The sequence below is a fragment of the Ruegeria sp. AB11 genome (assembly GCF_056536325.1).
Genome location: NZ_JBQFJO010000001.1, coordinates 2,713,625 through 2,739,278, shown reverse-complemented (window position 1 = coordinate 2,739,278; position 25,654 = coordinate 2,713,625). Strand labels below are relative to the sequence as shown.

Annotated in this window: 24 protein-coding genes and 3 tRNA genes; 18 read left to right on the top strand and 9 right to left on the bottom strand. The window is 54.7% G+C overall.

The window, feature by feature from the left end:
• Positions 1–44: 44 nt before the first annotated feature.
• A complete protein-coding gene (locus ACR3EJ_RS13780; RefSeq protein WP_170469818.1) occupies positions 45–359 on the bottom strand; it encodes a DUF2849 domain-containing protein in 315 nt (104 codons plus the stop codon).
• A gap of 245 nt (positions 360–604) precedes the next feature.
• On the opposite strand from ACR3EJ_RS13780, the gene ACR3EJ_RS13775 reads away from it, so the two are divergent.
• Positions 605–1,078: an Lrp/AsnC family transcriptional regulator gene (locus ACR3EJ_RS13775; protein WP_170539370.1), complete on the top strand. Its 474-nt coding sequence runs from the start codon at positions 605–607 to the stop codon at positions 1,076–1,078.
• Positions 1,079–1,203: 125 nt separating this feature from the next.
• On the opposite strand, the gene ACR3EJ_RS13770 is transcribed toward ACR3EJ_RS13775, so the two are convergent.
• Complete coding sequence (locus tag ACR3EJ_RS13770) at positions 1,204–2,385, bottom strand: cytochrome P450 (protein ID WP_170539375.1); 1,182 nt, start codon at positions 2,383–2,385, stop codon at positions 1,204–1,206.
• On the opposite strand from ACR3EJ_RS13770, the gene ACR3EJ_RS13765 reads away from it, so the two are divergent.
• The 6 genes from ACR3EJ_RS13765 to ACR3EJ_RS13740 all read left to right on the top strand — a co-directional run bounded on the left by ACR3EJ_RS13765 (position 2,384) and on the right by ACR3EJ_RS13740 (position 9,400).
• Positions 2,384–4,165, top strand: coding sequence for a sensor histidine kinase (locus ACR3EJ_RS13765; RefSeq protein ID WP_480422989.1), 1,782 nt, complete (start codon positions 2,384–2,386; stop codon positions 4,163–4,165). The two genes, ACR3EJ_RS13770 and ACR3EJ_RS13765, sit on opposite strands and share 2 nt — an antisense overlap.
• Complete coding sequence (locus ACR3EJ_RS13760) at positions 4,162–5,391, top strand: sigma-54-dependent transcriptional regulator (RefSeq protein ID WP_170539378.1); 1,230 nt, start codon at positions 4,162–4,164, stop codon at positions 5,389–5,391. The genes ACR3EJ_RS13765 and ACR3EJ_RS13760 overlap by 4 nt, the downstream gene beginning before the upstream one ends.
• Before the next feature lie 368 nt (positions 5,392–5,759).
• Positions 5,760–6,761, top strand: coding sequence for a DctP family TRAP transporter solute-binding subunit (locus tag ACR3EJ_RS13755; RefSeq protein WP_311201786.1), 1,002 nt, complete (start codon positions 5,760–5,762; stop codon positions 6,759–6,761).
• Positions 6,762–6,877: 116 nt separating this feature from the next.
• Positions 6,878–7,555 (top strand): TRAP transporter small permease, encoded by a 678-nt coding sequence (locus ACR3EJ_RS13750; RefSeq protein WP_170539382.1) that lies wholly within the window; start codon positions 6,878–6,880, stop codon positions 7,553–7,555.
• Positions 7,555–8,931, top strand: a complete 1,377-nt coding sequence (locus ACR3EJ_RS13745; RefSeq protein WP_170469835.1) for a TRAP transporter large permease — start codon at positions 7,555–7,557, stop codon at positions 8,929–8,931. Before ACR3EJ_RS13750 ends, ACR3EJ_RS13745 begins: the two co-directional genes overlap by 1 nt.
• A 157-nt stretch (positions 8,932–9,088) precedes the next feature.
• Positions 9,089–9,400 carry a DMT family transporter gene (locus ACR3EJ_RS13740; protein ID WP_170539385.1) on the top strand — a complete coding sequence of 104 codons (312 nt, stop codon included), beginning with the start codon at positions 9,089–9,091 and terminating at the stop codon, positions 9,398–9,400.
• Positions 9,401–9,406: 6 nt separating this feature from the next.
• On the opposite strand, the gene tpiA is transcribed toward ACR3EJ_RS13740, so the two are convergent.
• A complete protein-coding gene (gene tpiA / locus ACR3EJ_RS13735; protein ID WP_170539390.1) occupies positions 9,407–10,156 on the bottom strand; it encodes a triose-phosphate isomerase in 750 nt (249 codons plus the stop codon).
• 121 nt (positions 10,157–10,277) lie between these two features.
• Here tpiA and ACR3EJ_RS13730 point away from each other — a divergent pair, with 121 nt between their 5' ends.
• Positions 10,278–11,192: an isopenicillin N synthase family dioxygenase gene (locus tag ACR3EJ_RS13730; protein WP_170539393.1), complete on the top strand. Its 915-nt coding sequence runs from the start codon at positions 10,278–10,280 to the stop codon at positions 11,190–11,192.
• Here ACR3EJ_RS13730 and ACR3EJ_RS13725 read toward each other — a convergent pair.
• Positions 11,189–11,554 (bottom strand): HesB/IscA family protein, encoded by a 366-nt coding sequence (locus tag ACR3EJ_RS13725; RefSeq protein ID WP_170469848.1) that lies wholly within the window; start codon positions 11,552–11,554, stop codon positions 11,189–11,191. The two genes, ACR3EJ_RS13730 and ACR3EJ_RS13725, sit on opposite strands and share 4 nt — an antisense overlap.
• Before the next feature lie 176 nt (positions 11,555–11,730).
• Here ACR3EJ_RS13725 and ACR3EJ_RS13720 point away from each other — a divergent pair, with 176 nt between their 5' ends.
• Positions 11,731–12,063, top strand: a complete 333-nt coding sequence (locus tag ACR3EJ_RS13720) for a hypothetical protein (protein WP_170539396.1) — start codon at positions 11,731–11,733, stop codon at positions 12,061–12,063.
• Positions 12,064–12,283: 220 nt separating this feature from the next.
• Here ACR3EJ_RS13720 and ACR3EJ_RS13715 read toward each other — a convergent pair whose 3' ends face one another.
• From ACR3EJ_RS13715 to ACR3EJ_RS13705, 3 genes are all read right to left on the bottom strand, one after another.
• Positions 12,284–12,646, bottom strand: coding sequence for an SUF system Fe-S cluster assembly protein (locus tag ACR3EJ_RS13715; protein WP_010439793.1), 363 nt, complete (start codon positions 12,644–12,646; stop codon positions 12,284–12,286).
• 96 nt (positions 12,647–12,742) lie between these two features.
• Positions 12,743–13,021: an NfeD family protein gene (locus ACR3EJ_RS13710; RefSeq protein WP_170469854.1), complete on the bottom strand. Its 279-nt coding sequence runs from the start codon at positions 13,019–13,021 to the stop codon at positions 12,743–12,745.
• Positions 13,021–13,911, bottom strand: a complete 891-nt coding sequence (locus ACR3EJ_RS13705) for an SPFH domain-containing protein (protein ID WP_010439798.1) — start codon at positions 13,909–13,911, stop codon at positions 13,021–13,023. Before ACR3EJ_RS13705 ends, ACR3EJ_RS13710 begins: the two co-directional genes overlap by 1 nt.
• A 175-nt stretch (positions 13,912–14,086) precedes the next feature.
• On the opposite strand from ACR3EJ_RS13705, the gene ACR3EJ_RS13700 reads away from it, so the two are divergent.
• From ACR3EJ_RS13700 to lon, 4 genes are all read left to right on the top strand, one after another.
• Entirely contained in the window at positions 14,087–14,998 is a 912-nt protein-coding gene (locus ACR3EJ_RS13700; protein WP_170539399.1) for a nucleoside hydrolase, read from the top strand.
• 63 nt (positions 14,999–15,061) lie between these two features.
• Positions 15,062–16,192, top strand: coding sequence for a tRNA guanosine(34) transglycosylase Tgt (tgt, locus tag ACR3EJ_RS13695; RefSeq protein ID WP_170539402.1), 1,131 nt, complete (start codon positions 15,062–15,064; stop codon positions 16,190–16,192).
• A 92-nt stretch (positions 16,193–16,284) separates the two neighbouring features.
• Positions 16,285–16,695, top strand: coding sequence for a DUF6636 domain-containing protein (locus tag ACR3EJ_RS13690; RefSeq protein WP_170539405.1), 411 nt, complete (start codon positions 16,285–16,287; stop codon positions 16,693–16,695).
• A gap of 234 nt (positions 16,696–16,929) precedes the next feature.
• Complete coding sequence (lon, locus tag ACR3EJ_RS13685; RefSeq protein ID WP_010439805.1) at positions 16,930–19,338, top strand: endopeptidase La; 2,409 nt, start codon at positions 16,930–16,932, stop codon at positions 19,336–19,338.
• Positions 19,339–19,385: 47 nt separating this feature from the next.
• Here lon and ACR3EJ_RS13680 read toward each other — a convergent pair whose 3' ends face one another.
• Positions 19,386–20,972, bottom strand: coding sequence for an APC family permease (locus tag ACR3EJ_RS13680; RefSeq protein ID WP_170539408.1), 1,587 nt, complete (start codon positions 20,970–20,972; stop codon positions 19,386–19,388).
• A 248-nt stretch (positions 20,973–21,220) separates the two neighbouring features.
• Between ACR3EJ_RS13680 and ACR3EJ_RS13675 the strand changes: the two genes are divergently transcribed.
• Positions 21,221–21,448, top strand: a complete 228-nt coding sequence (locus tag ACR3EJ_RS13675; protein ID WP_170469869.1) for a hypothetical protein — start codon at positions 21,221–21,223, stop codon at positions 21,446–21,448.
• Between the two features lie 73 nt (positions 21,449–21,521).
• On the opposite strand, the gene ACR3EJ_RS13670 is transcribed toward ACR3EJ_RS13675, so the two are convergent.
• Positions 21,522–21,596: transfer RNA gene (locus tag ACR3EJ_RS13670), tRNA-Val, on the bottom strand.
• A gap of 213 nt (positions 21,597–21,809) precedes the next feature.
• Between ACR3EJ_RS13670 and ACR3EJ_RS13665 the strand changes: the two genes are divergently transcribed.
• From ACR3EJ_RS13665 to uvrA, 4 genes are all read left to right on the top strand, one after another.
• Positions 21,810–21,886, top strand: a tRNA-Asp gene (locus ACR3EJ_RS13665).
• Between the two features lie 52 nt (positions 21,887–21,938).
• Positions 21,939–22,015 (top strand) — tRNA-Asp (locus ACR3EJ_RS13660).
• A gap of 106 nt (positions 22,016–22,121) precedes the next feature.
• The gene (locus ACR3EJ_RS13655) at positions 22,122–22,688 is read left to right on the top strand and encodes a methyltransferase domain-containing protein (protein ID WP_170539411.1); all 567 of its coding nucleotides are present in this window, start codon (positions 22,122–22,124) and stop codon (positions 22,686–22,688) included.
• Positions 22,689–22,795: 107 nt separating this feature from the next.
• Positions 22,796–25,654, top strand: coding sequence for an excinuclease ABC subunit UvrA (uvrA, locus tag ACR3EJ_RS13650; protein ID WP_170539414.1), 2,859 nt, complete (start codon positions 22,796–22,798; stop codon positions 25,652–25,654).

The following is a 25,654-nucleotide window of genomic DNA, read 5'->3' as shown; positions in this document are numbered from 1 at the left end:
GCCCCGGACCTGGGGCCTTGAAGGGGAGAGAGAAGAGCCTGAAATCAGACCCGGGGCTGCGGGGAGGTTTCCTGTTTGCCGTGGGCATAGTTGGACGGACCAGTCCGGCGGAAGTCCTCCCGGAAATGGGTAGGTTCAGGTCCTTTGTCACCGGCGATCGCATCGGCGAGATACGCGCCAACGATCTTGTTTGCCTGACGCGCGGCATCCAGCAATCGAACCTGTGCATGGGCTTCATCGGTGATCAGCTCGGCCTCGGATAGATCGCGCGACCAGCGGTCATCTTCGGTCTGGTAAATCACATCGCCTTCCAATAGGTCGTTGGCGGTGACGACTTTAGGGGTAAAAGCGCGGGCCATCAGGCAAACTCCTTATGAAAAACCGAGATCAGGTGCAGGCCGAACACGGCTTGGGATAAGCCGGGCATGTTCATGCGTTCATCTGACTGTTTGACCTGCATCGGATCATCTCGTGACTGAATTGACTTGAATGGCAATATAGGAAATATTCCCGGCAAATCGCCATATGCGCCAACAAATAAGGACACATGTTCTTTTACTGGCTGCAGGCGGAACCTTTGTCCTGAATTGGAAGGAAATTTGGAATGTCGGTGCGGATAGACGACACGGATCGGAAAATTCTAGCCGAGCTGCAACGGGACGCGAGCCAGTCGCTGGACGAAATCGCGGCCCGCGTCGGCAGTTCGAAGACGCCAGTTTGGAATCGTATTCGCAAGCTGAAGGGTGCAGGGGTCATTGGTCAACAGACGGTTCTGCTGGATGCCGAGGCGCTTGGATTCGAGGCCACTTTCTTTGTGCTGATCCGTACGTCGGAACACGAAGCGGAATGGCAGCAGAAGTTCCTGAAAGCTTTGCGAGACCGTCCTGAGGTGCAGGAAGCACATCGGCTGGCCGGCGACATCGACTACATCCTGAAGGTAAGGGTCAGGAATGCGCGTGCCTATGATGCATTTTACCAGGCGCTGATATCAGAGGTTCGAGTGCACAACGTTACGGCTTTGTTGTCGATGGAAGAGATCAAATCTACCACCATGCTGCCATTGAAATCTGTCGGTTGAATTAAGGCGGGTGATTGGGGGCGCTGCCCCGTCGCCCAAGGGCGACTCCCCGGGGATATTTTTGGCCAGATGAAGAACGGATCCGGGATCGATAGACCGGTTGATGCTTTATGCGCGTCTGGGATTCACGTTTCCACCATCAGTTTGGTTAGCCCATGGAAATGATAACTGTTCGAGTATCCAGGGTCATCTGCAAGCCGCAAGTTGGGATGTCTGTTGAACAGGATTGGAAGCGCGATACGCATTTCCAATCGTGCCAGAGGGGCGCCGACGCAGAAATGGAGACCTCCGCCAAAACTGGTGTTGGCGCTTATGTCTCGTGTTGGATCGAACGTATCGGGTTGGTGCCAGACCGATGGGTCACGATTGGCGGCCCCCAGAAGCAATGCGACCTGATCTCCGCGGGAAAAGCGGTGCCCAAATAGCTCTATTTCTTCATAGGCATAGCGTGTGAACATATGGAGGGGCGGATCATATCGCAGAATTTCCTCGACGACCCCATCAATGGAGTTGGGTGACAGGAGAAGCTGCTGGGTGCGTGTTGTCAGTAGGGTTTTCACGCCATTGCCGATGGCATGCACCGTCGCTTCGTGACCGGCATTCAGCAATAGGATGCAGGTTGTTATCAATTCATCGCGTGAGAGTTTTTCGCCGTCTTCTTCCGCTGCGATCAACCGCGTGATCAGGTCATCGCGCGGGTCTCGACGTCGCAGTTCGATGTAGTCTTCAAGATAGGCCGTAAACTCTTGCGTGGCCTGAACAGCATCATCCTCGATTTCGCGGGTTCGGTTTGCCTGATACATGGACACCATCGCGTGGGACCAATGCAGGAATTTTGGTGCCATCTGTTCGGGAACGCCCAGTAGGCGGCAGATCGTAATGACAGGAACCTGTGTGCAATAGGCCTGCAATAGATCGAAGGGGCCATCGGGAAATCTCTCGATCAAATCGTTGCATAATTCTTCTATGGCGGGCTCCAACGCGGCAATGGCGCGGGATGTAAAGGCCCGCAGGACTAACGATCGCAGCCTTGTGTGCCTGGGTGGTTCGAGTTCCAACATTGAATGCGACTCAACCTCAAGCCACGGGGCAAGGTGGCTTGGGCCGGGTTTTGCAAATTCCGTTGGTATTTCGCGCCCAAAGCGCCGATCACGCAACAATGTATGCACAGCCTTGTACGAAGCGGCTGCAACCAAGCCATACTCCTCCCAATAGAACAGATCGCCGAATTGACGCGCAGTGTCATAGAACGGGTAGGGGTTTTGCACGAATGCCCGGTCAGTCGGGGATTGGTAGAGCGTCTTCATGCGCTGCACACTTGCCATGGGCGTCGCTGAATGCAAGACCCTAGATATGCAACGGATTTGGATCATTGTAGGTTTTTTGTGCGCAGTTGGTTCGTTGTCGGCTGGGGTCTGGACATATGGCTATCGTCAGGCCTTGTCGCAGCTGAGCGAAAAGGCCGAGGCGGATCTGGAGCTGGCGGCGGACCGGTTGAGCACACAAATGCAAGTATATCAGGAAGTGGCTGCGTTGATGGCGGACCATCCTGCATTACAGGCGCTTGGTGCCGGGGCGCAGCAGCAAGCAGCACGAAAAGTGTTGCTGGATGTGGCTGACAAGACCGCTGCGGTTAATGTGATCTACCTGGACACAGATGGGCAGGCTCTGGCGGCGGCACAGCCCGTGGCGCAGCGCGATATGTCTGAGCACCCGGCTTTTGAACGCGCCATGCAAGGCGCGTTAGGGAGCGCGCATGGAGTCGAAGACGAGAGTGGGGATCGGATATATTCGTATGCAGCGCCAGCGTTTGGAGATTCAGGGCAAATAAAGGGTGCACTGATGGTTCTGGCCGACGTGCAGGATGTCGAGCAGACATGGCGTGGAAGTACGGATGCGGTGTTCTTTGTTGATGCGGATGGGGTCGTTTTTATTTCGAACCGCTCGGACCTGTTGCTTTGGCACCGTGCGCAAGGCCAGCAGGGTTTGATGTCACCAGCAGGTGAGAATGTTGAATTTGCGTCGTCACGAGTTGCCGGGCATGAAGTTTGGAAACTGAATTGGGGGCGTTATCTTCCTCGCCGCGCGTTGCACCTGACTCTCGACCTGCCGGTGATTGCGATGACTGCCGAGATGCTGGTTGATGTCGCGCCTGCTCGTCGTTTGGCAGGATTACAAGCCGCAGCGGTTGCAGCGATCTGTTTCGCGTTTGGAGCGTTGTTGTTTCTGGCCTCAGAACGTCGGCGAACATTAGCGGATGCCAATACTGTATTGGAAAGCAGGGTGGCCCAGCGCACGCGAGCGCTGACAGCGGCAAACTCGGCTTTGCGCCGTGAAGTCGCTGAGCGTGAAGAAGCCGAGGCGGCGCTTAAGCAAGCTCAGACCGAACTGGTTCAAGCAGGTAAGCTGAGCGCATTGGGCAAGATGTCAGCGGGGATCAGCCACGAGCTGAACCAACCGTTGATGGCTATCCAGCAATTCGCTGATAACGGGTCAGCATTTCTGGAACGCGGTAAAGAAAAAAAAACCGGTGAAAACCTGAGCCGGATTTCCGACATGGCTGCGCGTATGGCCCGGATCATAAAAAACCTGCGCGCATTTGCTAGAAACGAGAGCGAGCCGATGGGGCGCGTCGACTTGGTTGAAGTTTTGAATACGGCTGCCGAATTGACTGAGTCTCGTTTACGAGACGAAGGCGTCGAATTGAGTTGGGAGCCGCCAAATTCGGCGGTTTACGCCTGGGGAGGTGAAGTGCGTTTGGTGCAGGTTTTCGTCAACCTGATCAATAATGGCGCAGACGCCATGGCTGATCGGGCAGCCCGCAAAATCTCGATCACTTTGACGGAGGGGCAGCCCATTCGTGTTTCGGTCAGAGATACCGGGCCGGGTATCGAAGACCCAGATCGCGTGTTTGAACCGTTCTACACCACGAAGACAGTGGGTTCATCTGAAGGGATGGGTCTGGGGCTATCCATCTCCTACGGTTTGGTTCAAAGTTTCGGAGGGGACATTCGCGGCGCAAATACCGACGACGGTGCTGAATTTACCGTCGAACTGGAACCCTTCAGCGAGGATAAGGCTGCATGATCCGCAAAGTGCTTTTGGTCGACGACGATGCCGCTGTTCGTGAAGCTTTGGCACAGACGCTTGAATTGGCAGAATATGAACCGGTTACAGCGGGATCATTTGTTGCGGCGAAAGATCATATTCATAGCGAATTTGACGGTGTGATAATCTCAGATATTCGGATGCCTGGCCGCGATGGGTTCCACCTACTGAACTTCGCGCGCGAGGTTGATCCTGAACTACCAGTTGTTTTGCTGACCGGCGAAGGGGATATTCCAATGGCTGTGCAGGCCATGGGACAAGGCGCTTTCGATTTTCTTGAAAAGCCCTGTGCGGCAGCAGATCTTCTGGCGGTTCTGGAGCGTGCGATTGCCGCGCGGTCAGAGGTGTTGCGTGAGCGTGAGCTCAAGCGCGAGTTAGAGCGAGGCGATCCAGCAGCCCGAATGCTATTCGGTTTGTCAGAGCAAGCCGAAGCCTTGCGAGAGCGCGTGCGGAGCGTGGCACCGACACACGCCGAAGTCTTGGTCACTGGACCGGCGGGCAGCGGTATATCCAAAGTCGCGGAGGTTGTGCATCTGATGTCTCCGGTCGGGCAGGGACCTTTTGTCAAGCGCCCGGCCGCCAGCCTGACGCCCGAAGATTTGTTAACGGTCTGTGGGGACGCGGCTGGCGGGTCGCTGTTTCTTGATGAGGTTTCCGCAATGCCGGATTCCACTCAATACGCAGCGTTGGAACTGATCGAGCAAGGGACAGATGCGCGAATAATAGCAGGCACAACATCCGACTTGTCACAGCTTTCTGGACAGGGGCGGTTCAACGTCGATCTGTTCTATCGCCTTGATGTCATGCGGGTTCGCATTCCTGCATTATCCGAGCGCCCAGAGGATATTCCGATCATTTTTCGCCATTATGTGGCACAGGCGGCGGAACAGGCTGGTATCGCCGAGCCTGAGATAACACCTGAACATCTGGCCACTCTCATGGCGCAGGATTGGCCGGGAAATGCGCGTTCTTTGATGTCCGCCGCCATGCGATTTGTGTTGGGAATGCCAGAAGAGGTCGGGCAGGCTGCGGACCTAGGGTTGAGCGAACAAATGGCGCGGGTCGAGAAATCATTGTTGGTCGCCGCACTAGGGCGCCACAATGGCAAGGCTTCTGACGCGGCCAAGGCTCTGAAACTGCCGCGCAAGACGTTCTATGACAAGTTGGCTCGCTACGAAATACGACCAGAAGATTATCGTCGGTAGGCAGATCCTCCCGCCTATTTTGCCAGTATTAACATACCAGCAAAACTGTTGGGCCGGGCAGCCCGCATATGCGGGCTGCGGTCGCACATTGCCCAGACGAATCGATTCGGTCGGGTTGATTTGATTTTGTGCGAAAACTCGCACTCGACGTGGTTGCTCTGTGCGAAATTTCGCACAGAGCATTGCGGTAGCTTTCTTGATTTGCGAAAAAGGACATTAAACGTATTGATAATAAACAATAATTATTAATTTGGTTAGTAACGGAACAAACCGTTGAGAGGGAGAGATTGATTCGCTTCACTCCGCTTCATACGGCGCGGACTGAGCGCTTGATCGAAGTTTTAGGGAAATCTGGGAGGAAAAGACTGATGAAATTCCTAACAACGGCAGCAACTGCAATTGCACTTTCTGTCACTGCGACGGCCGGGATGGCGGCCTGTGATGACGGTGAGATCGTGGTCAAGTTTGCCCATGTGACCAATACTGACAAACATCCCAAGGGTATTGCCGCCTCGCTGTTGGAGCAGCGCGTCAATGACGAAATGAACGGCGTTATGTGCATGGAGGTCTATCCGAACTCGACCCTCTACAATGACGATAAAGTGCTTGAGGCGATGCTGCAGGGCGACGTGCAGCTGGCCGCGCCATCGCTGTCGAAGTTCGAGAAGTTCACCAAACAGTTCCGCCTGTTCGACCTTCCGTTCATGTTCAAGAACATCGATGCCGTTGATGCATTCCAGGCCTCGGCTGATGGTCAGGCGATGAAAGACAGCATGCAGCGTCGTGGCCTGCAAGGGCTGGCATTCTGGCATAACGGCATGAAACAGATGTCCGCGAACAAACCTTTGGTTGATCCGTCGGATGCTGACGGCCTCAAGTTCCGCGTGCAGTCCTCGGATGTTCTGGTGGCACAGATGGAAGCCATCGGTGGTAGCCCTCAGAAAATGGCATTCTCGGAAGTCTATGGCGCACTGCAGCAGGGTGTTGTGGACGGGCAGGAGAACACCTGGTCGAACATTTACGGCAAGAAGTTCTTTGAAGTGCAGGATGGTATCACCGAGACCAATCACGGTATCATCGACTATCTTGTGGTCACTTCTGTGGACTGGCTGGACAGCTTGGACCCCGAAGTCCGTGATCAGTTCCTGACAATTCTAACCGAAGTGACGGAGACCCGGAACAAGGAAGCCTTTGCGGTGAACGAAGCGGCTAAGGCCTCGATCACTGACGCAGGCGGTATTATTCGTGATCTGGACCCTGAGCAGCGTCAGGCTTGGGTCGATGCGATGAAGCCCGTGTGGGACAAATTCGCTGACGACGTAGGTCAGGACAAGATCGACGCTGCACAGGCGATCAACGCCGGGTTCTGATCCCGGATCAAGCCGCGTGTCCGGGAACTGGGGAGTTATGGACGCGTAGGTCAGGCGGGCCGTGATGGCCCGCCACACTCCCTCCACTCTCATCAAAAAAATGCGGGGACAGAGAGATGTCTGGTGCGAAATCCGGCCAAGGCGGGCTGGTCGACCATATCGAAGAAACCATGATTGCATGTCTGTTGGGCGTGATGACGATCGTCACTTTTGCCAATGTGATCGCTCGGTTTGTGTTTAATTCCAATATCCTATGGGCACTAGAGCTGACGGTATTCACATTTGGTTGGCTTGTCCTTCTAGGTGCGTCTTATGCCGTGAAAAAACACGCGCATCTGGGTGTAGATGCGATCCTGAACATGCTGGCCCCTGCGCCGCGCCGGGTTTTGGCGCTGATAGCGGTTGCGTGCTGTCTGGTGTTTTCGCTGCTCTTGCTCAAGGGGTCGTATGACTACTGGGCGGTGTTTGCCGATCTGCCGCCAACTTCGGGTCGCTGGTTTCCGACCGGCTTTGACATGAGTGCGCGTAGCCAGAGCTTCTATGAAGTTGATGATATCCCGATGGTCGCACCGCTGCGGTTTCTCGAAGATATGATCAACTACGGTGAGTATTACGAGAAACTGCCCAAGGTGGTTCCGTATTTCGTTCTGCCCTTGTCGATGCTGTTGCTGGTGATCCGCTTCGCACAGGTCGCGGTCCAAATCTGGCGCGGCGAAACAGACCGCCTTGTTGCTAGCCACGAGGTTGAGGACGAGATCGAAGAGGTTCGCGCGCAGCAGGGGGAGCATGACTGATGGATGTTGTTCTTCTCTTCTCGATGGTCATTGGTCTGCTGCTGATCGGTGTTCCGATTGCGGTCTCGCTGGGCCTCAGCTCGACCCTCTTCCTGCTGATCTATTCCGACAGTTCGCTGGCCTCGGTCGCGGGCACGCTGTTTGAGGCGTTCGAAGGGCACTTTACGTTGCTCGCGATCCCTTTCTTTATCCTGGCGTCGTCCTTCATGACGACAGGCGGCGTTGCACGCCGGATCATTCGGTTTTCGATTGCCTGTGTGGGGCATCTGCCGGGCGGGTTGGCAATTGCGGGCGTGTTCGCCTGTATGTTGTTCGCCGCGCTTTCGGGTTCATCGCCAGCTACCGTCGTGGCCATCGGATCGATCGTCATCGCAGGGATGCGTCAGGTTGGTTATTCCAAGGAATTCGCCGCTGGTGTGATCTGTAACGCTGGTACTTTGGGCATCCTGATCCCTCCGTCCATCGTGATGGTTGTCTATGCTGCCGCCGTCGAAGTTTCGGTCGGGCGGATGTTCCTTGCAGGTGTCATTCCAGGTCTGATGGCAGGTCTGATGTTGATGATCACCATCTACGTTATGGCCAAGGTCAAGAACTTGCCCAAAGGAGACTGGAAAGGTTGGGGAGAAGTCTTCACCTCGGCGCGCGAGGCCGGTTGGGGCTTGTTCCTGATCGTCATCATCCTCGGTGGTATCTACGGAGGTATCTTTACTCCGACCGAGGCCGCTGCGGTTGCAGCTGTCTACGCCTTCCTGATCGCGAGCTTTGTCTACAAGGACATGGGGCCACTCAGCACCGAAGGCGATGCTCAGAACATCTCGCTGTTGAAAAAGCCATATGCTCTGGTCACGGCCTTTGTGCACCCCGACACCAAGCATACGCTGTTCGAAGCTGGCAAGCTGACCGTCACGCTGCTGTTTGTTATCGCCAACGCGCTGATATTGAAGCATGTTCTGACCGATGAACAGGTCCCGCAGCATATCGCAAGCGCTATGCTGTCCGCGGGACTGGGGCCGGTAACGTTCCTGATTGTGGTTAACGTGATCTTGCTGATCGGCGGTCAGTTCATGGAACCCTCAGGCCTCTTGGTCATCGTGGCGCCTCTAGTCTTTCCGATTGCGATTGAGTTGGGCATCGACCCGATTCATCTGGGCATCATCATGGTGGTGAATATGGAGATTGGGATGATCACGCCGCCGGTTGGTTTGAACCTTTTCGTAACTTCAGGCGTCGCGGGTATGCCAATGATGAGTGTTGTGCGCGCGGCGCTGCCGTTTTTGGCCGTGCTCTTCGTCTTCCTGATCATGGTGACGTATATCCCGTGGATTTCGACCTTCCTGCCCAACACTTTCATGGGGCCAGAGATCATAACCAACTAGATCAAATACACCGATCATTTGAACCGGGCGGCGTAATCCGCCCGGTTTTTTGTGTCTTGAAACTGAAGTCTAAGCACATATCTGAGCGTCAGAGGACGACCTCACCATCATGGATGATCATTCGGGACGACCCGAACTCGGAAAGTGAGGTGTTCTTATGCCCTGGATATTACTGTTGTTCGCTGGCCTGCTTGAGATTGTCTGGGCCGTCGCAATGAAGCAGACCGCAGGTTTTACACGCTTGTGGCCGACAGCAATCATGGGTGTCGCAATGATCGGGTCATTTGGTCTGCTTGCGATGGCCATGCGGGAATTGCCGCTTGGAACGGCCTATACCATCTGGACCGGAATCGGCGCCGTCGGTGCGTTCACCGTTGGCATCTTGTTTCTGGGCGAAGCGCTGACACCGATGCGGATCGGTGCGGCGGTTCTGATTGTTACCGGTTTGGTAATAATGAAACTGGCCTAATTCTACTTAGGCCTTTTCAAGCGCGCGAATGATGCCCGAGAAATCTTGGGCTTTCAGGCTAGCGCCACCCACAAGTGCCCCGTCGACATTTGATACTCCAAAAATCTCGGCGGCGTTGCTGGGTTTTACCGACCCACCATAGAGCAACCGGACCGAGCGGCCCACGCCTTCACCAAAGCGGCGTTCCAGCCGGGCGCGGATGAAATCGTGCACTTCGCCGATCTCTTCCAGGGTTGGCACTTTGCCGGTCCCAATCGCCCAGATGGGTTCATAGGCAACGATGAGGTTTTCGCCGGTCGCCTGATCCGGGATTGATCCCGACATCTGACCTCCAATGATGTCCAGTGTGTTCGCCGCTTCACGCTGTTCAAGGCTTTCGCCAACGCAGATTATCGCTTTTAGGCCCGCGTCCATCGCTGTGCGGGCCTTGGCGCGAATGTCTTCGTTCTGTTCGCCATGGTCCTCTCGACGTTCGGAATGGCCGAGTATTACCGCGTCTGCCCCTGCATCAAGCAGCATCTCGGCGCTTAGATCCCCGGTATGCGCACCCGAAGTCGCGGAGTGACAATCCTGTCCGCCGATAGTGATTCCCGAGCCTTCGACAGTTGTTCCAGCGCGATGAAGCAATGTGGCAGGCGGGCAGATCAGGATTTCGACGGGGGAAGAGGGATGTGACGCACTCAACTCTTTCAATTCGTTCAGCGCAACGCCGGTTCCATTCATTTTCCAATTGCCTGCCGCCAACTTACGCCGCATTGCGATCCCTCCGGTTTTGTGCGTTCTGCATTCCGGATATCACTGGCAAGCAGCGCTGACAATTCCGGTTGCGGCCCGCGAATTGTGTGGACAGATTGCACGCGTAAATGCAGAGGGCAGCATGATAGACAACCTAGACCTTGCAAAGCTGGACCAGCGCGAGCCGGCGGAGATGGATAAGCTGAGACATGCCATTGGCCGGGTCGGATTTCTGACGATTTTCAATACCGGACTCTGTGCTGAGCGCGTTCATCAGGTGATTAGCGAATATCGCAACTTTTTTCGGCAACCTGAACAGATCAAGCGGACTGTAGACATGGCCACCACCGGTGCCAACCGCGGCTGGGGTGCACCTCGTTCTGAGCAAGTCGATCCTGTGGCGAACCCTGATTTTAAAGAAGTCTTTGACTGCGGCTATGAACTGTCCGCCAATGATCCTTATGCAGAGCGAGAACTGAGCGTATATGCCCCCAACCTCTGGCCGGAATTTTCCGGCGAGTTCCGGACAATAATCCAAGTCTACTATTCGGACGCTTGTGCCATTGCCATGCGTGTTCTGCGTGCCATTGCCGTTGCCATCGGTCGGGATGCGAACAGATTTGATGCCGCCTTTGATACGCCCATGGCCTTGCTGCGCGGTAACTTCTATCCGCAACGTCCTGATTGGGCAGGAGAGAACGATTTTGGGATCGCTGCTCACACTGACTATGGCTGCCTGACATTGTTGGCCACCGATGGTACTCCGGGGCTAGAGGTGCGTATGCCTGATGGCGATTGGCAGGCCGTAAACGCCGCACCAGGTCAGTTCATTATCAATTTTGGCGAAATGTTGGAGTTCTGGACAGACGGTGAAGTCACGGCAACCGAACATAGAGTCAAAGGGAGTTCAGACGAGCGAATCTCGGTCCCGCTGTTCTTCAATCCCTCTTATGACACCAATGTCGCCCCACCGGATTCAGGCAAGATAATTCGGGCTGGAGAGCACTTGACGCAGCGATTTAATGAAACTTACGTGCACCTGCAGGCAGCGTCTTAACGCTGCGTCGCCAGAGTATCGTCGAACTTGATCGATTCCCCGCAGCCGCAAGCATCGACCACGTTCGGGTTGCGGAACTTAAAGCCGGATTCGAGCAGTGAAACCTCATAGTCGATCTCGGTCCCAAACAGGAACATCTGTGCCATTGGCGCGATCATCACGCAGGCGCCATCCTGTTCGACCACCTCATCGTTTGGGTCGGCTTCATCGACATAGTCCATGGTATATTCCATACCAGCACAGCCGCCTTTCTTGACGCCAATGCGCAGACCGGCGTGACCGCCAGAATTCATCAGCCGAACAATCTGTTCAGCGGCTTTGGGTGTCATGGTCACGGCTTGTTTGCCGGGAATGCCAAACATGATGGGCTCCGTCTTCGCGCGTTATCTCCAATCTAAGGCCGACGCTCGTCGGGCTCAAGAGAGGGAGGGCACAATTCCCACACATTTGGCGCGTTGATCGGGAATTCGGGTTGGCAATATCGCGCGGGATATGGTCGGATGACGTGGATTTATTGTTCTGACAGAGGCGAAGTAAGATGGCATTAAGTGCAAAGCAGTTGTTTGGTCGAAGTATTTCCACTGGGTTGGTTTGCATTGCACTGGCTTATCCGACATTCGCCGCTGGTGAGGACAAACGGCACCCGGTCAATTGTGCCACAGCACCGGGTGATCTTCGTGCGATCGCGGCAGAAAAGAAGCATGCGGAGGAACAACAAGCGGAAAGCGTTGTCTCGATCCTACCAGCCGGAGCTTTATTGGGTTTGATAACCGGGACCGAGAACAAACACCTAAAGATGCTTTCTGGCGATTACGTCGAACAGTTGGATGCGAGAGCCGCGGAAATCAAATCGACCTGTGGAATCAACTAGTAGCAACCGGAAAAGACCGCCCTCGGGCAAGGGCGGTCAATATCCGGGCTAGGTCAATTTGGGGACAGCAGACAGGTTTGCGACCCGGTGTGCCGGCACAATATGTATCACTGCGCCAACAACCGAAAAGTACCGGCTTATTGTGTCACAATGTCTACGCATTTGTAACAGGCGCATAACCGTTTCACGACAAACGGTAAAACCTGATGAGAGACCGGTGTTACATGAACCCCAGCTCAAGCCGCGCTTCATCTGACATCATCTCCATACCCCAAGGCGGCTCCCAAGTCAGTTCGACGTCAACTTCCTTGACGCCCGCAACGGGTTCAATGGCTTCCACGATCCAACCGGGCATCTCGCCGGCGACTGGGCAGCCGGGGGCCGTTAGAGTCATAATGACTTTGACCGCGTTTTCATTGGTGATGTCGATGGTATAGATGAGACCCAGATCATAGATATTGACCGGAATTTCAGGGTCAAAAACTGTTCGGCACGCGTCCACTATCGCGTCGTACAAAGGATGTTCGATGGTCGAAGGCGCAATGAGCGGGCTGCCTTCAAACTGTTCGCTGGGGTGGGTCATTGATGCCTCGGGTCTGTTACCTGAGAAATTATATAGGGAAACCGCCGACCAGCGTCCAGAGGGGCAGTGGCGCCCGGAATGGGCGCCAGTACAAAATCACTCGTTGATATCGTGATTGAAGGTTTTGACCTGTCCGTGAGGCAGTGCGAACATGCGGCGTAATGCGAGCCAGGATACCAGCGAAAGAACCGCAAAGATCAGCAATAGAACGGGCAGGGAAGGCACCAGCCCTGGTATCAGCAACAGCAATCCTGTGATGGCTGCTCCGATGGCAAAGCCAAGAAAGATGAAGCCTGGCAGGGCGACCTCAAGGATGGCCAAAGCGAGCGCTGCGGCCAGCCAGACCCACCAAGTAAGCCAGAAAGGTTCAGCCATTATTTTCCTCCTTTCAGCATGTTAAAGGCATTCCCAAACGCTTCAATAGCATTTGCCGGTACCACAATTGTCTGCGAGCCGCTGCCATTACCCAAAGCGTTCAGTGATTCCACTTGCTTCAAGGCGACCTGGTATTGCGCAGCTTCCAATCCATTATCTTGAATCGCCTTGGCAACAACCTGAGTCGCGTAGGCTTCGGCCTCGGCCTGGATACGGCGGGCTTTGGCGGTCTGTTCAGCGGCATAAAGCTCGGCATCGGCTTGCAGCTCAACGGCACGCTTCTGACCTTCGGCCTCTGTTACCTGTGCGCGGCGCGCGCGCTCGGCATTCAGCTGCTGCAGCATTGCGTCACGGGTGGCCTGGTCGAGGTTTACGTCCAGAATCTCGGCGCGGGTCACTTCGATACCCCAATCGTCAACAGCGGTTTCGACACTTTCCTGAATGCGTTCAATCAGTTGCGCGCGGTTCGACTGAACTTCATCCAAGTCCATCTTACCAATCTCCGCACGGACGATGCCGGCCACGGTTGTGGCAATCGCACCGTCTACGTCACGGATACGGTATACAGTCTTTTCAGGTTCCAGAATACGGTAGAACACCGAGGTATCGATCTGCACCAGAACATTGTCCTTGGTGATCGCGTCTTGAGTTGCGTTGGGCAACTGACGCTCAAGGATGGATATCTTATGACGTGCAACATCAAGAAAAGGAACGATAAAGTTGATTCCGGGCCCAAGAACCGAGCGCAAGCGGCCGAACCGTTCAACCACGTATTTCTCGGATTGAGGCACGATCTTGATGCCCTTGAAGATGACAAGTGCAATTAGCGCTGCCGCCAGCAGATAAATAATGTTCGAAGTAAGCAGTCCGATAATCTGGTCTTCTGTCATATCTGTCCTCATTTATTGTGTACTATAGTATACATTTGGGGATTGAGTCGCCCGATTTCAACTCTGGTATGGATTGAGTGCGCCCAAATGCAAATCTTTGAAACAGTTAATGCGGTGCGAATTCTTTGCCTGTGACCGCTTTGCATCCTACCTGTGTTTGCGGTATCGGGCGGGGATGAAACTGATAATTGATACTGATCCCGGCATCGATGATGCGATGGCCATCGCCTATGCCGCTGCAGCACCGGAAATAGAGTTGGTTGGCCTGACGACCGTCTTTGGTAATACTCACGTGCATCAATCCAGTCGCAATGCGCGCTATCTGGTTGATAAACTTGGATTGAATATTCCAGTAGCTGAAGGGGCGCCATTTGCACGTGGTGAAGACCGCCACGCGCCGTCCGAGCATGTACACGGGCCTGAAGGGTTCGGTGATTTTACCGATATCCCGCATATTGGCGAGAACCACGCGCTGACAGGCGCAGAGTTCCTGGTTGAAATGGCGCGCGCGCATCGCGGTGAATTGGTCGTTTGTGCTGTTGGCCCGCTTACCAATATTGCGGATGCAATCAAGCTTGACCCGGATTTTGCCGACAATGTGGCCAAGCTGGTGATCATGGGTGGCGCGGTTTACTGCCCGGGTAACATCACCGAGTATGCCGAAGCGAATATTTACCATGATGCCAAGGCTGCCGATGAAGTGTTCGCAGCGTCTCTGCCGACCGTGCTGGTTGGCTTGGATGTGACCTTGAAAACGCTTTATGAAACTGCCGACTTCGAAGGGTTGGCTCAGAAATCCCCCGATATGGGTGGTTTTCTGCGCGACATCTCGCGGTTCTATTTGAAGTTCTACAAAGAGGTTGGCGGGCTTGAAGGTTGTGGCCTGCACGATTCAACGGCAGTAATCGCTTGCACGCATGAGCCAATGTTCGATGTAGTTGAAACTGGTTTGCAGGTGTCGCTCGAAGGACCTGACATCGGGGCCACACGTATTAACCCTTCGCGGCCTGCAGTACGCGTATGCCGGAATGTGGACGGGGCAGGGGTTGTACAACTGTTTACCGAACGTGTTGCATCTCTGCCCTGACGGGTTGCATTGAACCAGCAGATCGGGCAAAGCCTGCCCGGTTCCGCGACCCGAGGCCCCAACATGACCGACCGTTTCTCGTTTGACCTGAAAGCCACAGATGGCAAGGCCCGCACTGGCGTGATCAACACGCCTCGCGGCGAGGTGCGGACGCCTGCATTCATGCCCGTTGGGACTGCGGCGACGGTTAAGGCAATGATGCCCGAAAGCGTCCGCGCAACCGGTGCGGATATCTTGCTGGGCAACACTTACCACCTGATGCTGCGTCCTACGGCCGAGCGGATCGACCGCCTGGGTGGTTTGCACAAGTTCATGAACTGGGAACGCCCGATCCTGACAGACTCGGGCGGGTTTCAGGTCATGTCGCTGGCTGGCTTGCGCAAGCTGACTGAGAAGGGCGTGACCTTCAAATCTCATATCGATGGGTCAAAGCACGAATTGACACCTGAACGTTCGATGGAGATCCAGCGCCTTTTGGGATCGGACATCGTGATGTGTTTCGACGAATGCCCGGCATTGCCTTCGGATCGGGACCGCATCGCCGAGTCGATGCGATTGTCGATGCGATGGGCCGAACGGTCTCGGGATGCGTTCGGTGATCGCCCCGGACATGCCTTGTTCGGGATCATGCAGGGCGGGTTGGAACAAGACCTGCGTGAAGAAAGCGCAGAAGCGCTAAAACAGATCGGTTTTGAAGGCTATGCGGTTGGTGGGCTCGCGGTGGGCGAGGGGCAAGAGGCCATGTTCAGCTGCCTCGACTACGCACCAGAATTCCTGCCTGAGGATAAGCCGCGCTACCTGATGGGTGTGGGCAAACCCGACGACATCGTGGGTGCCGTGGCACGCGGTATCGACATGATGGATTGCGTGCTGCCTTCGCGGTCCGGACGTACCGGGCAGGTGTTTACGCGCTACGGTGTGGTCAACATCAAGAACGCCCGCCATGCTGACGACCCGCGTCCTCTGGATGAGCATTGTACGTGCCCTGCGTGCTCAAATTATTCCCGCGCCTATCTGCACCATGTATTCCGGTCAAATGAGATGATCTCGGGAATGCTGCTGACCTGGCATAACCTTCACTACTTTCAGGAAATCATGCAGGGCATGCGTGGCGCGATTTCCAACGGAACATTTGCGCAGTGGCAGGCGCAGTTTCATGCAAAACGAGAGCAGGGCGATATAGAACCACTCTAGATTTCGTCTCATGCGGTGACAAACATCGCCCTGTTTGCTATACTGTTCTCAGTTTGTTTCATCAATTTCATTGTTTTGTTAAGGAGGATTCCATGCCTCGCTTACTTGTTTCTATAGCAATCGTTCTTTGTGCATCCTTGGCCCACGCAGATGTCTGGACCTTTGAAACCCCGTCTGAAAACATCCAATGTGTTGTCGGGCAGGATGCCGGAACCTCGGATTTGTCTTGCACTATAATTGAGCGTAGCGGCGCGCCTGCTTTGCCACGACCTGCGGATTGTCAGTCTGATTGGGGACATGAATTTTTCATGACCGATAAAGGCGCTGTCCGCATGCTGTGCCAACCCGTCAATCAAAACCGCAACGGTTATGATCGCGCAGAATATGGCGTTACCGGGACGTTTGGTGGATTTATCTGCCATTCCTCGAAAAAGGGTTTGGAATGCAGGAATGAAGTCGGCCACGGGTTCTTTTTATCTCGCGCCAAGCAGCGGATATTTTAATCCCCAACTGACAATTTATTGGAGGTTTTGTCAGCGCGCCGGGCCAAAATCGGTGGATATGTCTGCCGGACGCCTTGAAGTCCCCAATTCATCGGGTCATGCTGCATCACGACAAACGGCGATGAGGTTGAAATGGGGGAACAGGTGCCCCACCTTTATCGTCCAAGACAGGAGACAGCCAATGGTTGCCTGATCCAGGGACCAGCGCCGTCTTGCCAATGATAAGGATAGAGCATGCAAGAGCCTCTGAATTCCTCATACCCCGTCCTGCCGCTGCGCGACATCGTGGTATTCCCACATATGATCGTGCCGCTTTTCGTGGGCCGAGACAAATCGGTCCGCGCACTGGAAGAGGTGATGCAGGATGACAAGCAAATTCTGTTGTCGAGCCAGATTGATCCTGGTGAGGATGATCCGGAGATCGACGGTATCTACCGTTCGGGCGTTCTGGCCAACGTGCTGCAGCTGCTGAAGCTGCCCGATGGCACCGTTAAAGTGCTGGTCGAAGGGCAGGCACGTGTGCAGATCACAGAATTCCTTGAAAACGATCAGTTTTTTGAAGCGCGTGCCGAGTATCTGACCGAAATTCCCGGCGATGTCACCACGACTGAGGCGCTTTTGCGCACTGTCGCGGATGAGTTTGAGCGCTATGCCAAAGTGCGCAAGAACATTCCCGAAGAAGCACTGGCTGCAGTCGGCGAAACCACTGAGCCTGCGAAACTGGCCGACCTTGTGTCAGGTCATCTGGGCATTGAGGTCGAACAGAAGCAGGAACTTCTGGAAACCCTCAGCGTCAGCGAGCGGCTTGAGAAGGTCTATGGCCTGATGCAGGGCGAAATGTCTGTTCTGCAGGTCGAGAAGAAAATCAAGACCCGCGTCAAATCTCAGATGGAGAAGACGCAGCGCGAGTACTATCTGAATGAGCAGATGAAGGCCATTCAGAAAGAGCTCGGCGATGGTGAGGACGGCAGCAACGAAGTCGCTGAACTGGAAGCCAAAATCAACGAGACCAAGCTTTCGAAAGAAGCGCGCGAGAAGGCCGAGGGTGAGCTGAAAAAGCTCAAGAACATGTCGCCGATGTCGGCCGAGGCCACTGTTGTGCGCAACTATCTGGACTGGATCCTTGCTCTGCCATGGGGCACCAAATCCCGTGTCAAAAAGGATCTGGGCCGTGCACAGGACATTCTGGACGCTGATCACTATGGTCTTGAAAAGGTCAAGGAACGGATTGTTGAATACCTCGCAGTTCAACAGCGTTCGAAGAAGCTCAAAGGCCCGATCTTGTGCCTCGTTGGCCCTCCGGGCGTGGGTAAGACCTCACTGGGTAAGTCCGTCGCCAAAGCCACGGGGCGCGAGTTTATTCGCATCTCGCTGGGTGGCGTGCGCGACGAATCCGAGATCAGGGGTCACCGTCGGACTTATATTGGTTCGATGCCGGGTAAAATCATTCAGGCGCTGAAAAAGGCGAAAACCACGAACCCGCTCATCCTGCTCGACGAGATTGACAAGATGGGGCAGGACTTCCGTGGCGACCCGGCCTCAGCGATGCTGGAGGTGCTGGATCCAGAACAGAACAACACGTTCATGGATCACTACTTGGAGGTCGAATATGACCTGTCCAACGTGATGTTCCTGACCACGTCGAACAGCTACAATATGCCCGGGCCTCTACTGGATCGGATGGAGATCATCCCGCTGGCAGGTTATACCGAAGACGAAAAGAGCGAGATCGCCAAGCAGCACCTGATCGGTAAGCAGGTCAAGAACCATGGTCTGAAGGACAAAGAGTTCGAACTTACCGATGAGGCACTGCAATCGATCATCCGCACCTATACGCGTGAGGCGGGTGTACGGAACCTTGAACGTGAAATCGCCAAAGTGGCGCGAAAATCGCTGACCAAGATCATCAAGAAAGAAGCGGAAACCGTGACGGTGACGCCGGAAAATCTGGATGACTTTCTAGGCGTGCCTAAGTTCCGCTACGGCCTTGCAGAACAGGACGATCAGGTCGGCGTTGTCACCGGCTTGGCCTGGACCTCGGTCGGGGGCGACTTGCTGCATATCGAGGCGCTAAAACTGCCCGGTAAGGGTCGGATGAAGACCACTGGGAAGCTGGGCGATGTGATGAAAGAATCCATCGACGCAGCATCGTCGTACGTTCGGTCGATTTCGCCTCAGATCGGGGTGAAGCCGCCGAAGTTCGACAAGATCGACATCCACGTCCACGTGCCCGATGGTGCGACTCCCAAGGATGGGCCGTCAGCGGGCTTGGCGATGGTGACCTCGATTGTTTCGGTCCTGACAGGTATTCCGGTGCGTAAGGACATCGCCATGACAGGCGAGGTCTCGCTGCGCGGCAACGCGATGCCAATCGGTGGGTTGAAGGAAAAACTGCTGGCTGCTCTTCGTGGTGGGATCAAAACTGTTCTGATCCCTGAAGAGAACGAAAAGGATCTGGCAGATATTCCGGATAACGTGAAGGAAGGACTGGAAATCATCGCGGTCAAGCACGTTTCGGAAGTCCTTGAGCAGGCACTTATCCGTGCGCCTGAGTCGATTGATTGGGACGAGGCTGCGGAAGAGGCTGCCGCGGCGGCTGCAAAAGCGGCCGAAGGTGCCGGACCGTCTGCGACAGCTCACTAAGACTGCTGATAAAGTTAAGAGGCGGGGTCATCCCCGCCTTTTTTTGTTTAAAGGCCGATGACCGGTTTGGACGGATCGAGCACTTCTTCATCAGCGATGTAAGCCTGAAACTTTTTATCCGACAGGGACGAACGTACAGCGAGTGTGAAGATCACCATCGAAAATACGACACAAAGCAAAATATCCCAACCGAATGGGATTTGTTTCTGCGCACCGTCTCCAAATTGCCCCATGTAAGATATCAGCCCCAGGCCGCAGAAATATGGCATCAGCCAAAGGGCTTCTGTCGCGTCCATCTCATCAAGCCGGTTGTGAAAGCGGATCAGCAGCAGCGCCATGCCAATAAGCAAGGCAATACCAAGCCTCCAGACCGTGTCCCAGCCGCTCCAATAAACGATCAACGTTGAAATGGCGAAGGCTGTGATCGCGACAAGTTTGACCGCGGGGATACGGATCGAGCGGGGTTGATCAGGTAGCAGATCGCGCAGGCACACCACGGCGATGGGGCCGACCGCAAATGAGAGGACGATTGCGGCCCCGTTCAAGGCGATGACGGTGGTGAACGGTACGGTGAGCAAGAACAGCGTGCCGATCAGAAAGTTCAGCGCCAGCGCCCACAAAGGGACGCCAAAGGATGAGAGCATCTGCAACCGCTTCGGCAGGAATCCATTTTGTGACAGGGCCATTGCGATCCTTGCATTTGAACCTGTTGCTACAAGCCCATTGCCAAACGGGCCGATAATCGAACCGACGTTCAAAAGGCTGAGAAACCACAACAGCCCAACTGACATGATGACACCATCCAATGGCCCTTGACCGCCAAAGCTCAGGTGCGCCCAGCCTTGGCTGATCATTGTGGGGTCCAGTGCTCCTATAAAGGCAACCTGTAGTCCGAGGTAGATCAGTGCACACAGCACAATGGAAAGAACCAATGCAGCCGGTATAGCAAATTTCGGATTGCGAACTTCCCCAGCCATATCAACCACATGTCGGAATCCAATGAAGGAAAAAATCACCCCGCCAGTAGATACGGCCGCCATGATACCCTTAAGACCATAGGGGGCGAATCCATCTGGCGTCGTAAAGTTTTGCGTTTCAAATCTTGATACGATCAACAGAACTGACAAGACAACTGGGATCGCAACTTTAGCCCAGGTCAGTGTCGCATTTACCTGGGTGAAAAATTTAACCCCAAGCGCGTTTACCGCGACGAATAACAGCATGAATAGCAGTGCAACAGAGACACCGGCCCCGGTCAGTTCTCCAGTTTCTGCCGTATGGAGCCAAGACGCGTATGGCGCGAGGTATTTAAGCATGGCCTCAACCTCGATTGGGGCGGTCGTGTTGTAGCCAATCCAAGCCGTCCAGCCCATAGCCATCGACACGATATTGCCGTGTGAAAACTGCGGGACTCGTGCGATCCCGCCGGGGATAGGCAGCATCGCCGAGATTTCGGCAAATGTGATCGCCAGAATGAACATCGCAACCGCGCCGATGATCCAGGAAAGAATAGCGGCAGGGCCGGCATGCTGCACGGCGAGCAGTGGGCCGAATAGCCAGCCCGATCCGATGATGCCGCCGACTGAAATGAACGTAAGACCAACGAGGCCGATTTCCCGCTTTAGTTTCGCCATTTGTTAACCCACCCAGGAAATCCGTTGGTTCTAAAGACCACTATTTCAGGATAAGCAGGCCGTAGGAAACATGGCAAGTCTCTATAATCATGCAAGAATCTCAGTGCCTAAAGCAACGAATTGGAAAGTTTTCCAGTTGTGTCGAGCACTTTCTGCCACGAGTGTCTATCTTCAGGGTATCATAACGCTGGACGCGGGTTGGAATATCAAGCACGCTGAGAGCCCGCGCCATTGTAGGAGACCCCAGGATGCCTCGGTACAACGATCTGTTCGAACTTTCGGTGGAAGATATGGAATTGATTGAAGAGGCAATGCGCCATGCGATTTCGGCCAGGTCCGTCGCACTTGTTGATGAAGGCAATGAGGACAGAGAGGCCCGCGAGAACTTTGTGCGCAAAGCACACGAATTACTCGGCAGGCTACATGACCAGAAGATATTCTATCGCCCGAAGTCCGGCGTGTATGTCGGTGGTTAGTGCAGGGTGTGCTGCGCGTTTGATCTGAAAGGATCCCAGCACTTTACTTGCAGCTAATAAGTTATTGAAAACATGGTGGGTGATAAGAGATTTGAACTCCTGACATCTTCGATGTGAACGAAGCGCTCTACCACTGAGCTAATCACCCTTGGCGGGCTCAAATAAGGAAACCAAGAAATATTCGCAAGCTGAAATCGTTATCCGTTGGCCGTGGAGCAGGGTTTTCACGATGCGTTAGCATTGTTCAAAGTTACTCGCATTGGAAAAATCCGTGATTAAGCAAAAAACTTGAAAACGCCGCTTGACGCTGCACAGCGGTGGCCATAATACACCCCAACGTTCAGAGATGAACGGGCAGTGGGCGGTTGTAGCTCAGTTGGTTAGAGTACCGGCCTGTCACGCCGGGGGTCGCGGGTTCGAGCCCCGTCAACCGCGCCATCACTGTCAGCCTTTGATCCGGGCAAACGGATCACACATAGACCCAAAATGCGCGGTTGTAGCTCAGTTGGTTAGAGTACCGGCCTGTCACGCCGGGGGTCGCGGGTTCGAGCCCCGTCAACCGCGCCATTTTCCTTTGAAATCAGACACCCATACCCACGCTATCGCATTGCAGGGTGTCTTGAGGTCTGGCATGACGTTTCCGTCCGACTTAGTTCTGTCCGAGAGGGTGCTCATGACAAGCTTGAACCGGGTCGTGATGGCCTGCCGCAGCCGTCAGTGGATTCATGTGCTCAATCCGCAGAAGCTGGAGGCTTTCGAGATTTCAGGTTCCTGGGGCAAGCAATTCGCCTTTCGAAGCTATACGCAAGCCTGGCAGCGTCAGCTTGATCTCTGCTGCGGACCATTGCTGGATGAACACGGACAAGTCCGGCAATTTGACCTGATCCTGGCCAATCAGGTCTGGGAACATCTTGATCGACCTTATGAGGCGACTTTGAATGTGTTGGAGATGTTGCGACCTGGCGGTTACTTCTGGCTCGCAGTGCCTTTTTTCATTCCGTTTCACGCAGCTCCGCAGGATTGTTCTCGGTGGACTGCGCGAGGTTTGAAGAATTTGCTAGGTGAGTGCGGATTTGATCCGACTGGCATCAAAGCAGAGCAGTGGGGCAATCGCCCTGCAGCCCAACGAAATCTGGAACTGGATTGGCCACCGACCTACGATCCCGAGACCGACGATTTGGAAAATGACCCGGATTTCCCAATTTGCGCATGGGCATTGGCCCGGAAATCGATTCAGTAGTTGGTAAGCCGGAGAAAATCCGCTAGTTCTTGCTTTGTTCTAACTTTTCGATTGGAGACTCGGCGCTGCTCGCTTATCTCTGAAAGACGTATCTGTTGGGGGCCAGAATGGCTGAGCTGAAGAATATCGAGGTGCGCGGCGCGCGCGAGCATAACCTCAAAAGCATTGATGTCGACATTCCGCGTGATCAGCTGGTGGTGATCACCGGTCTTTCTGGCTCGGGCAAGTCCTCGCTGGCGTTTGATACTATCTACGCCGAAGGTCAGCGCCGCTATGTCGAAAGCTTGTCGGCTTATGCGCGGCAGTTTCTGGATATGATGGAAAAGCCCGATGTAGATCACATCAGCGGCCTGAGCCCTGCTATTTCGATCGAACAGAAGACGACGTCCAAGAATCCCCGCTCAACCGTGGGGACCGTGACCGAGATTTACGACTATTTGCGTCTGTTGTTTGCTCGTGCTGGAACGCCCTACAGTCCGGCCACAGGGCTGCCTATCGAGGCGCAGCAAGTGCAAGACATGGTCGACCGGATCATGACCATGGAGGAGGGCACCCGTGGCTATTTGCTGGCCCCAATCGTGCGGGACCGGAAGGGCGAGTACAAAAAGGAATTCCTGGAACTTCGCAAACAAGGGTTCCAGCGCGTCAAGGTCGATGGCGAGTTCTACGAGTTGGATGAACCGCCAACGCTGGATAAGAAATTCCGACATGATATCGACGTCGTGGTTGATCGTTTGGTTGTACGTGAAGGGATGGAAACGCGCTTGGCTGACAGCCTGCGGACAGCGCTAGATCTTGCCGATGGGATTGCAATTCTCGAAACCGCACCGAAAGAGGGCGACCCCGAGCGGATCACGTTCAGTGAGAATTTTGCCTGCCCGGTCAGTGGGTTCACGATCCCCGAGATCGAACCCCGTCTGTTTTCATTCAACGCGCCTTTCGGAGCATGCCCCGATTGCGACGGTCTGGGGGTTGAACTGTTCTTTGATGAACGCCTCGTTGTGCCGGACCAGACGCTGAAGCTGTATGATGGGGCTTTGGCGCCGTGGCGGAAGGGGAAATCCCCGTATTTCCTGCAAACCATCGAAGCCATCGCGCGGCACTATGAGTTCGACAAAAACACGCCGTGGAAGGATTTGCCCGATAAAGTTCAGCAGGTCTTCCTGCGTGGTTCTGGCGATGAGGAAATCCAGTTCCGCTATGACGAAGGTGGTCGCGTTTATCAGGTCACGCGCAGCTTCGAGGGCGTCATACCCAACATGGAGCGCCGATATCGCGAGACTGACAGCGCCTGGATTCGCGAAGAATTCGAGCGTTATCAGAACAATCGTCCCTGCGGCACCTGCGAGGGATATCGTCTGCGCGCAGAAGCGCTGGCTGTAAAAATTGCAGGACTGCATGTGGGGCAGGTGGTCCAGATGTCGATCCGAGAGGCATTGGCCTGGATTGAGGATGCGCCGAACCATCTGACTGCGCAAAAGAACGAAATCGCTCGGGCCATTCTGAAGGAAATCCGCGAACGGCTCGGCTTTTTGAATAATGTGGGTTTGGAATATCTTACACTGTCACGTTCAAGTGGCACTTTGTCCGGTGGCGAGAGCCAGCGCATTCGTTTGGCCAGCCAAATCGGATCGGGCCTGACCGGGGTATTGTATGTACTTGATGAACCTTCGATCGGTCTGCATCAACGCGACAATGACCGGCTGTTGGGGACACTCAAGAACCTGCGCGATCAGGGCAACACCGTTATCGTCGTAGAGCACGACGAAGAGGCCATTCGCGAGGCTGACTATGTCTTCGATATTGGACCCGGGGCTGGTGTTCACGGTGGGCAGGTCGTCAGCCATGGCACGCCCGAACACATCGCTGGTGATGCGGCTTCGATTACCGGTCAGTACCTGTCTGGGACGCGTGAAATTGCGGTACCTGCAGAGAGGCGAAAAGGTAAGAAGCAGAAGGTGAGCGTGGTCAAGGCCACCGGAAACAACCTGAAAAATGTCACGGCAGACTTTCCGCTGGGCAAGTTCGTCTGTGTTACTGGGGTCTCAGGAGGCGGTAAATCCACCCTGACGATTGAGACTTTGTTCAAAACCGCCTCGATGCGGCTGAATGGTGCGCGTCAGACACCGGCGCCTTGCGAGACGATTAAAGGTCTAGAGCATTTGGATAAGGTGATTGATATCGATCAGCGTCCGATAGGCCGGACTCCACGTTCAAATCCAGCGACTTACACCGGGGCCTTCACCCCGATCCGCGACTGGTTTGCGGGCCTGCCCGAGGCCAAGGCGCGTGGCTACAAACCCGGTCGCTTCAGCTTCAATGTTAAAGGTGGACGCTGCGAGGCCTGTCAGGGTGACGGTGTGATCAAGATCGAGATGCACTTCCTGCCCGATGTCTATGTGACTTGTGAAACCTGTAAGGGCGCGCGCTATAATCGCGAGACGCTTGAGATCAAATTCAAGGGTAAGTCCATCGCGGATGTGCTTGATATGACTGTCGAAGATGCGCAGGAGTTCTTTAAGGCCGTGCCTTCGATCCGAGACAAGATGGATGCCCTTGCGCGCGTCGGGCTGGGCTATATCAAGGTCGGTCAGCAAGCAACAACGCTGTCTGGTGGTGAAGCGCAGCGCGTGAAGCTGTCGAAAGAGCTCAGCAAACGTTCGACCGGGCGAACACTATATATCCTTGATGAGCCGACAACCGGTCTGCACTTCGAAGATGTTCGTAAGCTCCTAGAAGTGCTGCACGAACTGGTGGATCAGGGAAATACGGTTGTGGTGATCGAACACAATCTGGATGTGGTGAAAACCGCTGACTGGATTATCGACATCGGTCCCGAGGGAGGCGACGGAGGCGGCCAGATCGTGGCAGAGGGCACACCTGAAGATGTCGCGGAATGCGAGAGCAGTCATACCGGACGCTACCTAAAACCGATGCTCAATACTGAACGTGTGGCCGCTGAATAG

Bases quoted from the DNA above. Each gene is read 5' to 3' on its own strand.
- ACR3EJ_RS13705 (WP_010439798.1), bottom strand. From the start codon at position 13,911: ATGACAGAAGACCAGATTATCGGACTGCTTACTTCGAACATTATTTAT.
- ACR3EJ_RS13700 (WP_170539399.1), top strand. From the start codon at position 14,087: ATGAAACTGATAATTGATACTGATCCCGGCATCGATGATGCGATGGCC.
- ACR3EJ_RS13765 (WP_480422989.1), top strand. From the start codon at position 2,384: ATGCGCTGCACACTTGCCATGGGCGTCGCTGAATGCAAGACCCTAGAT.
- ACR3EJ_RS13750 (WP_170539382.1), top strand. From the start codon at position 6,878: ATGTCTGGTGCGAAATCCGGCCAAGGCGGGCTGGTCGACCATATCGAA.
- ACR3EJ_RS13710 (WP_170469854.1), bottom strand. From the start codon at position 13,021: ATGGCTGAACCTTTCTGGCTTACTTGGTGGGTCTGGCTGGCCGCAGCG.
- uvrA (WP_170539414.1), top strand. From the start codon at position 22,796: ATGGCTGAGCTGAAGAATATCGAGGTGCGCGGCGCGCGCGAGCATAAC.
- ACR3EJ_RS13675 (WP_170469869.1), top strand. From the start codon at position 21,221: ATGCCTCGGTACAACGATCTGTTCGAACTTTCGGTGGAAGATATGGAA.
- lon (WP_010439805.1), top strand. From the start codon at position 16,930: ATGCAAGAGCCTCTGAATTCCTCATACCCCGTCCTGCCGCTGCGCGAC.
- ACR3EJ_RS13745 (WP_170469835.1), top strand. From the start codon at position 7,555: ATGGATGTTGTTCTTCTCTTCTCGATGGTCATTGGTCTGCTGCTGATC.
- ACR3EJ_RS13690 (WP_170539405.1), top strand. From the start codon at position 16,285: ATGCCTCGCTTACTTGTTTCTATAGCAATCGTTCTTTGTGCATCCTTG.
- tpiA (WP_170539390.1), bottom strand. From the start codon at position 10,156: ATGCGGCGTAAGTTGGCGGCAGGCAATTGGAAAATGAATGGAACCGGC.
- ACR3EJ_RS13755 (WP_311201786.1), top strand. From the start codon at position 5,760: ATGAAATTCCTAACAACGGCAGCAACTGCAATTGCACTTTCTGTCACT.
- ACR3EJ_RS13720 (WP_170539396.1), top strand. From the start codon at position 11,731: ATGGCATTAAGTGCAAAGCAGTTGTTTGGTCGAAGTATTTCCACTGGG.
- ACR3EJ_RS13680 (WP_170539408.1), bottom strand. From the start codon at position 20,972: ATGGCGAAACTAAAGCGGGAAATCGGCCTCGTTGGTCTTACGTTCATT.
- ACR3EJ_RS13775 (WP_170539370.1), top strand. From the start codon at position 605: ATGTCGGTGCGGATAGACGACACGGATCGGAAAATTCTAGCCGAGCTG.
- ACR3EJ_RS13725 (WP_170469848.1), bottom strand. From the start codon at position 11,554: ATGTTTGGCATTCCCGGCAAACAAGCCGTGACCATGACACCCAAAGCC.
- ACR3EJ_RS13715 (WP_010439793.1), bottom strand. From the start codon at position 12,646: ATGACCCACCCCAGCGAACAGTTTGAAGGCAGCCCGCTCATTGCGCCT.
- ACR3EJ_RS13780 (WP_170469818.1), bottom strand. From the start codon at position 359: ATGGCCCGCGCTTTTACCCCTAAAGTCGTCACCGCCAACGACCTATTG.
- ACR3EJ_RS13740 (WP_170539385.1), top strand. From the start codon at position 9,089: ATGCCCTGGATATTACTGTTGTTCGCTGGCCTGCTTGAGATTGTCTGG.
- ACR3EJ_RS13760 (WP_170539378.1), top strand. From the start codon at position 4,162: ATGATCCGCAAAGTGCTTTTGGTCGACGACGATGCCGCTGTTCGTGAA.
- ACR3EJ_RS13770 (WP_170539375.1), bottom strand. From the start codon at position 2,385: ATGAAGACGCTCTACCAATCCCCGACTGACCGGGCATTCGTGCAAAAC.
- tgt (WP_170539402.1), top strand. From the start codon at position 15,062: ATGACCGACCGTTTCTCGTTTGACCTGAAAGCCACAGATGGCAAGGCC.
- ACR3EJ_RS13655 (WP_170539411.1), top strand. From the start codon at position 22,122: ATGACAAGCTTGAACCGGGTCGTGATGGCCTGCCGCAGCCGTCAGTGG.
- ACR3EJ_RS13730 (WP_170539393.1), top strand. From the start codon at position 10,278: ATGATAGACAACCTAGACCTTGCAAAGCTGGACCAGCGCGAGCCGGCG.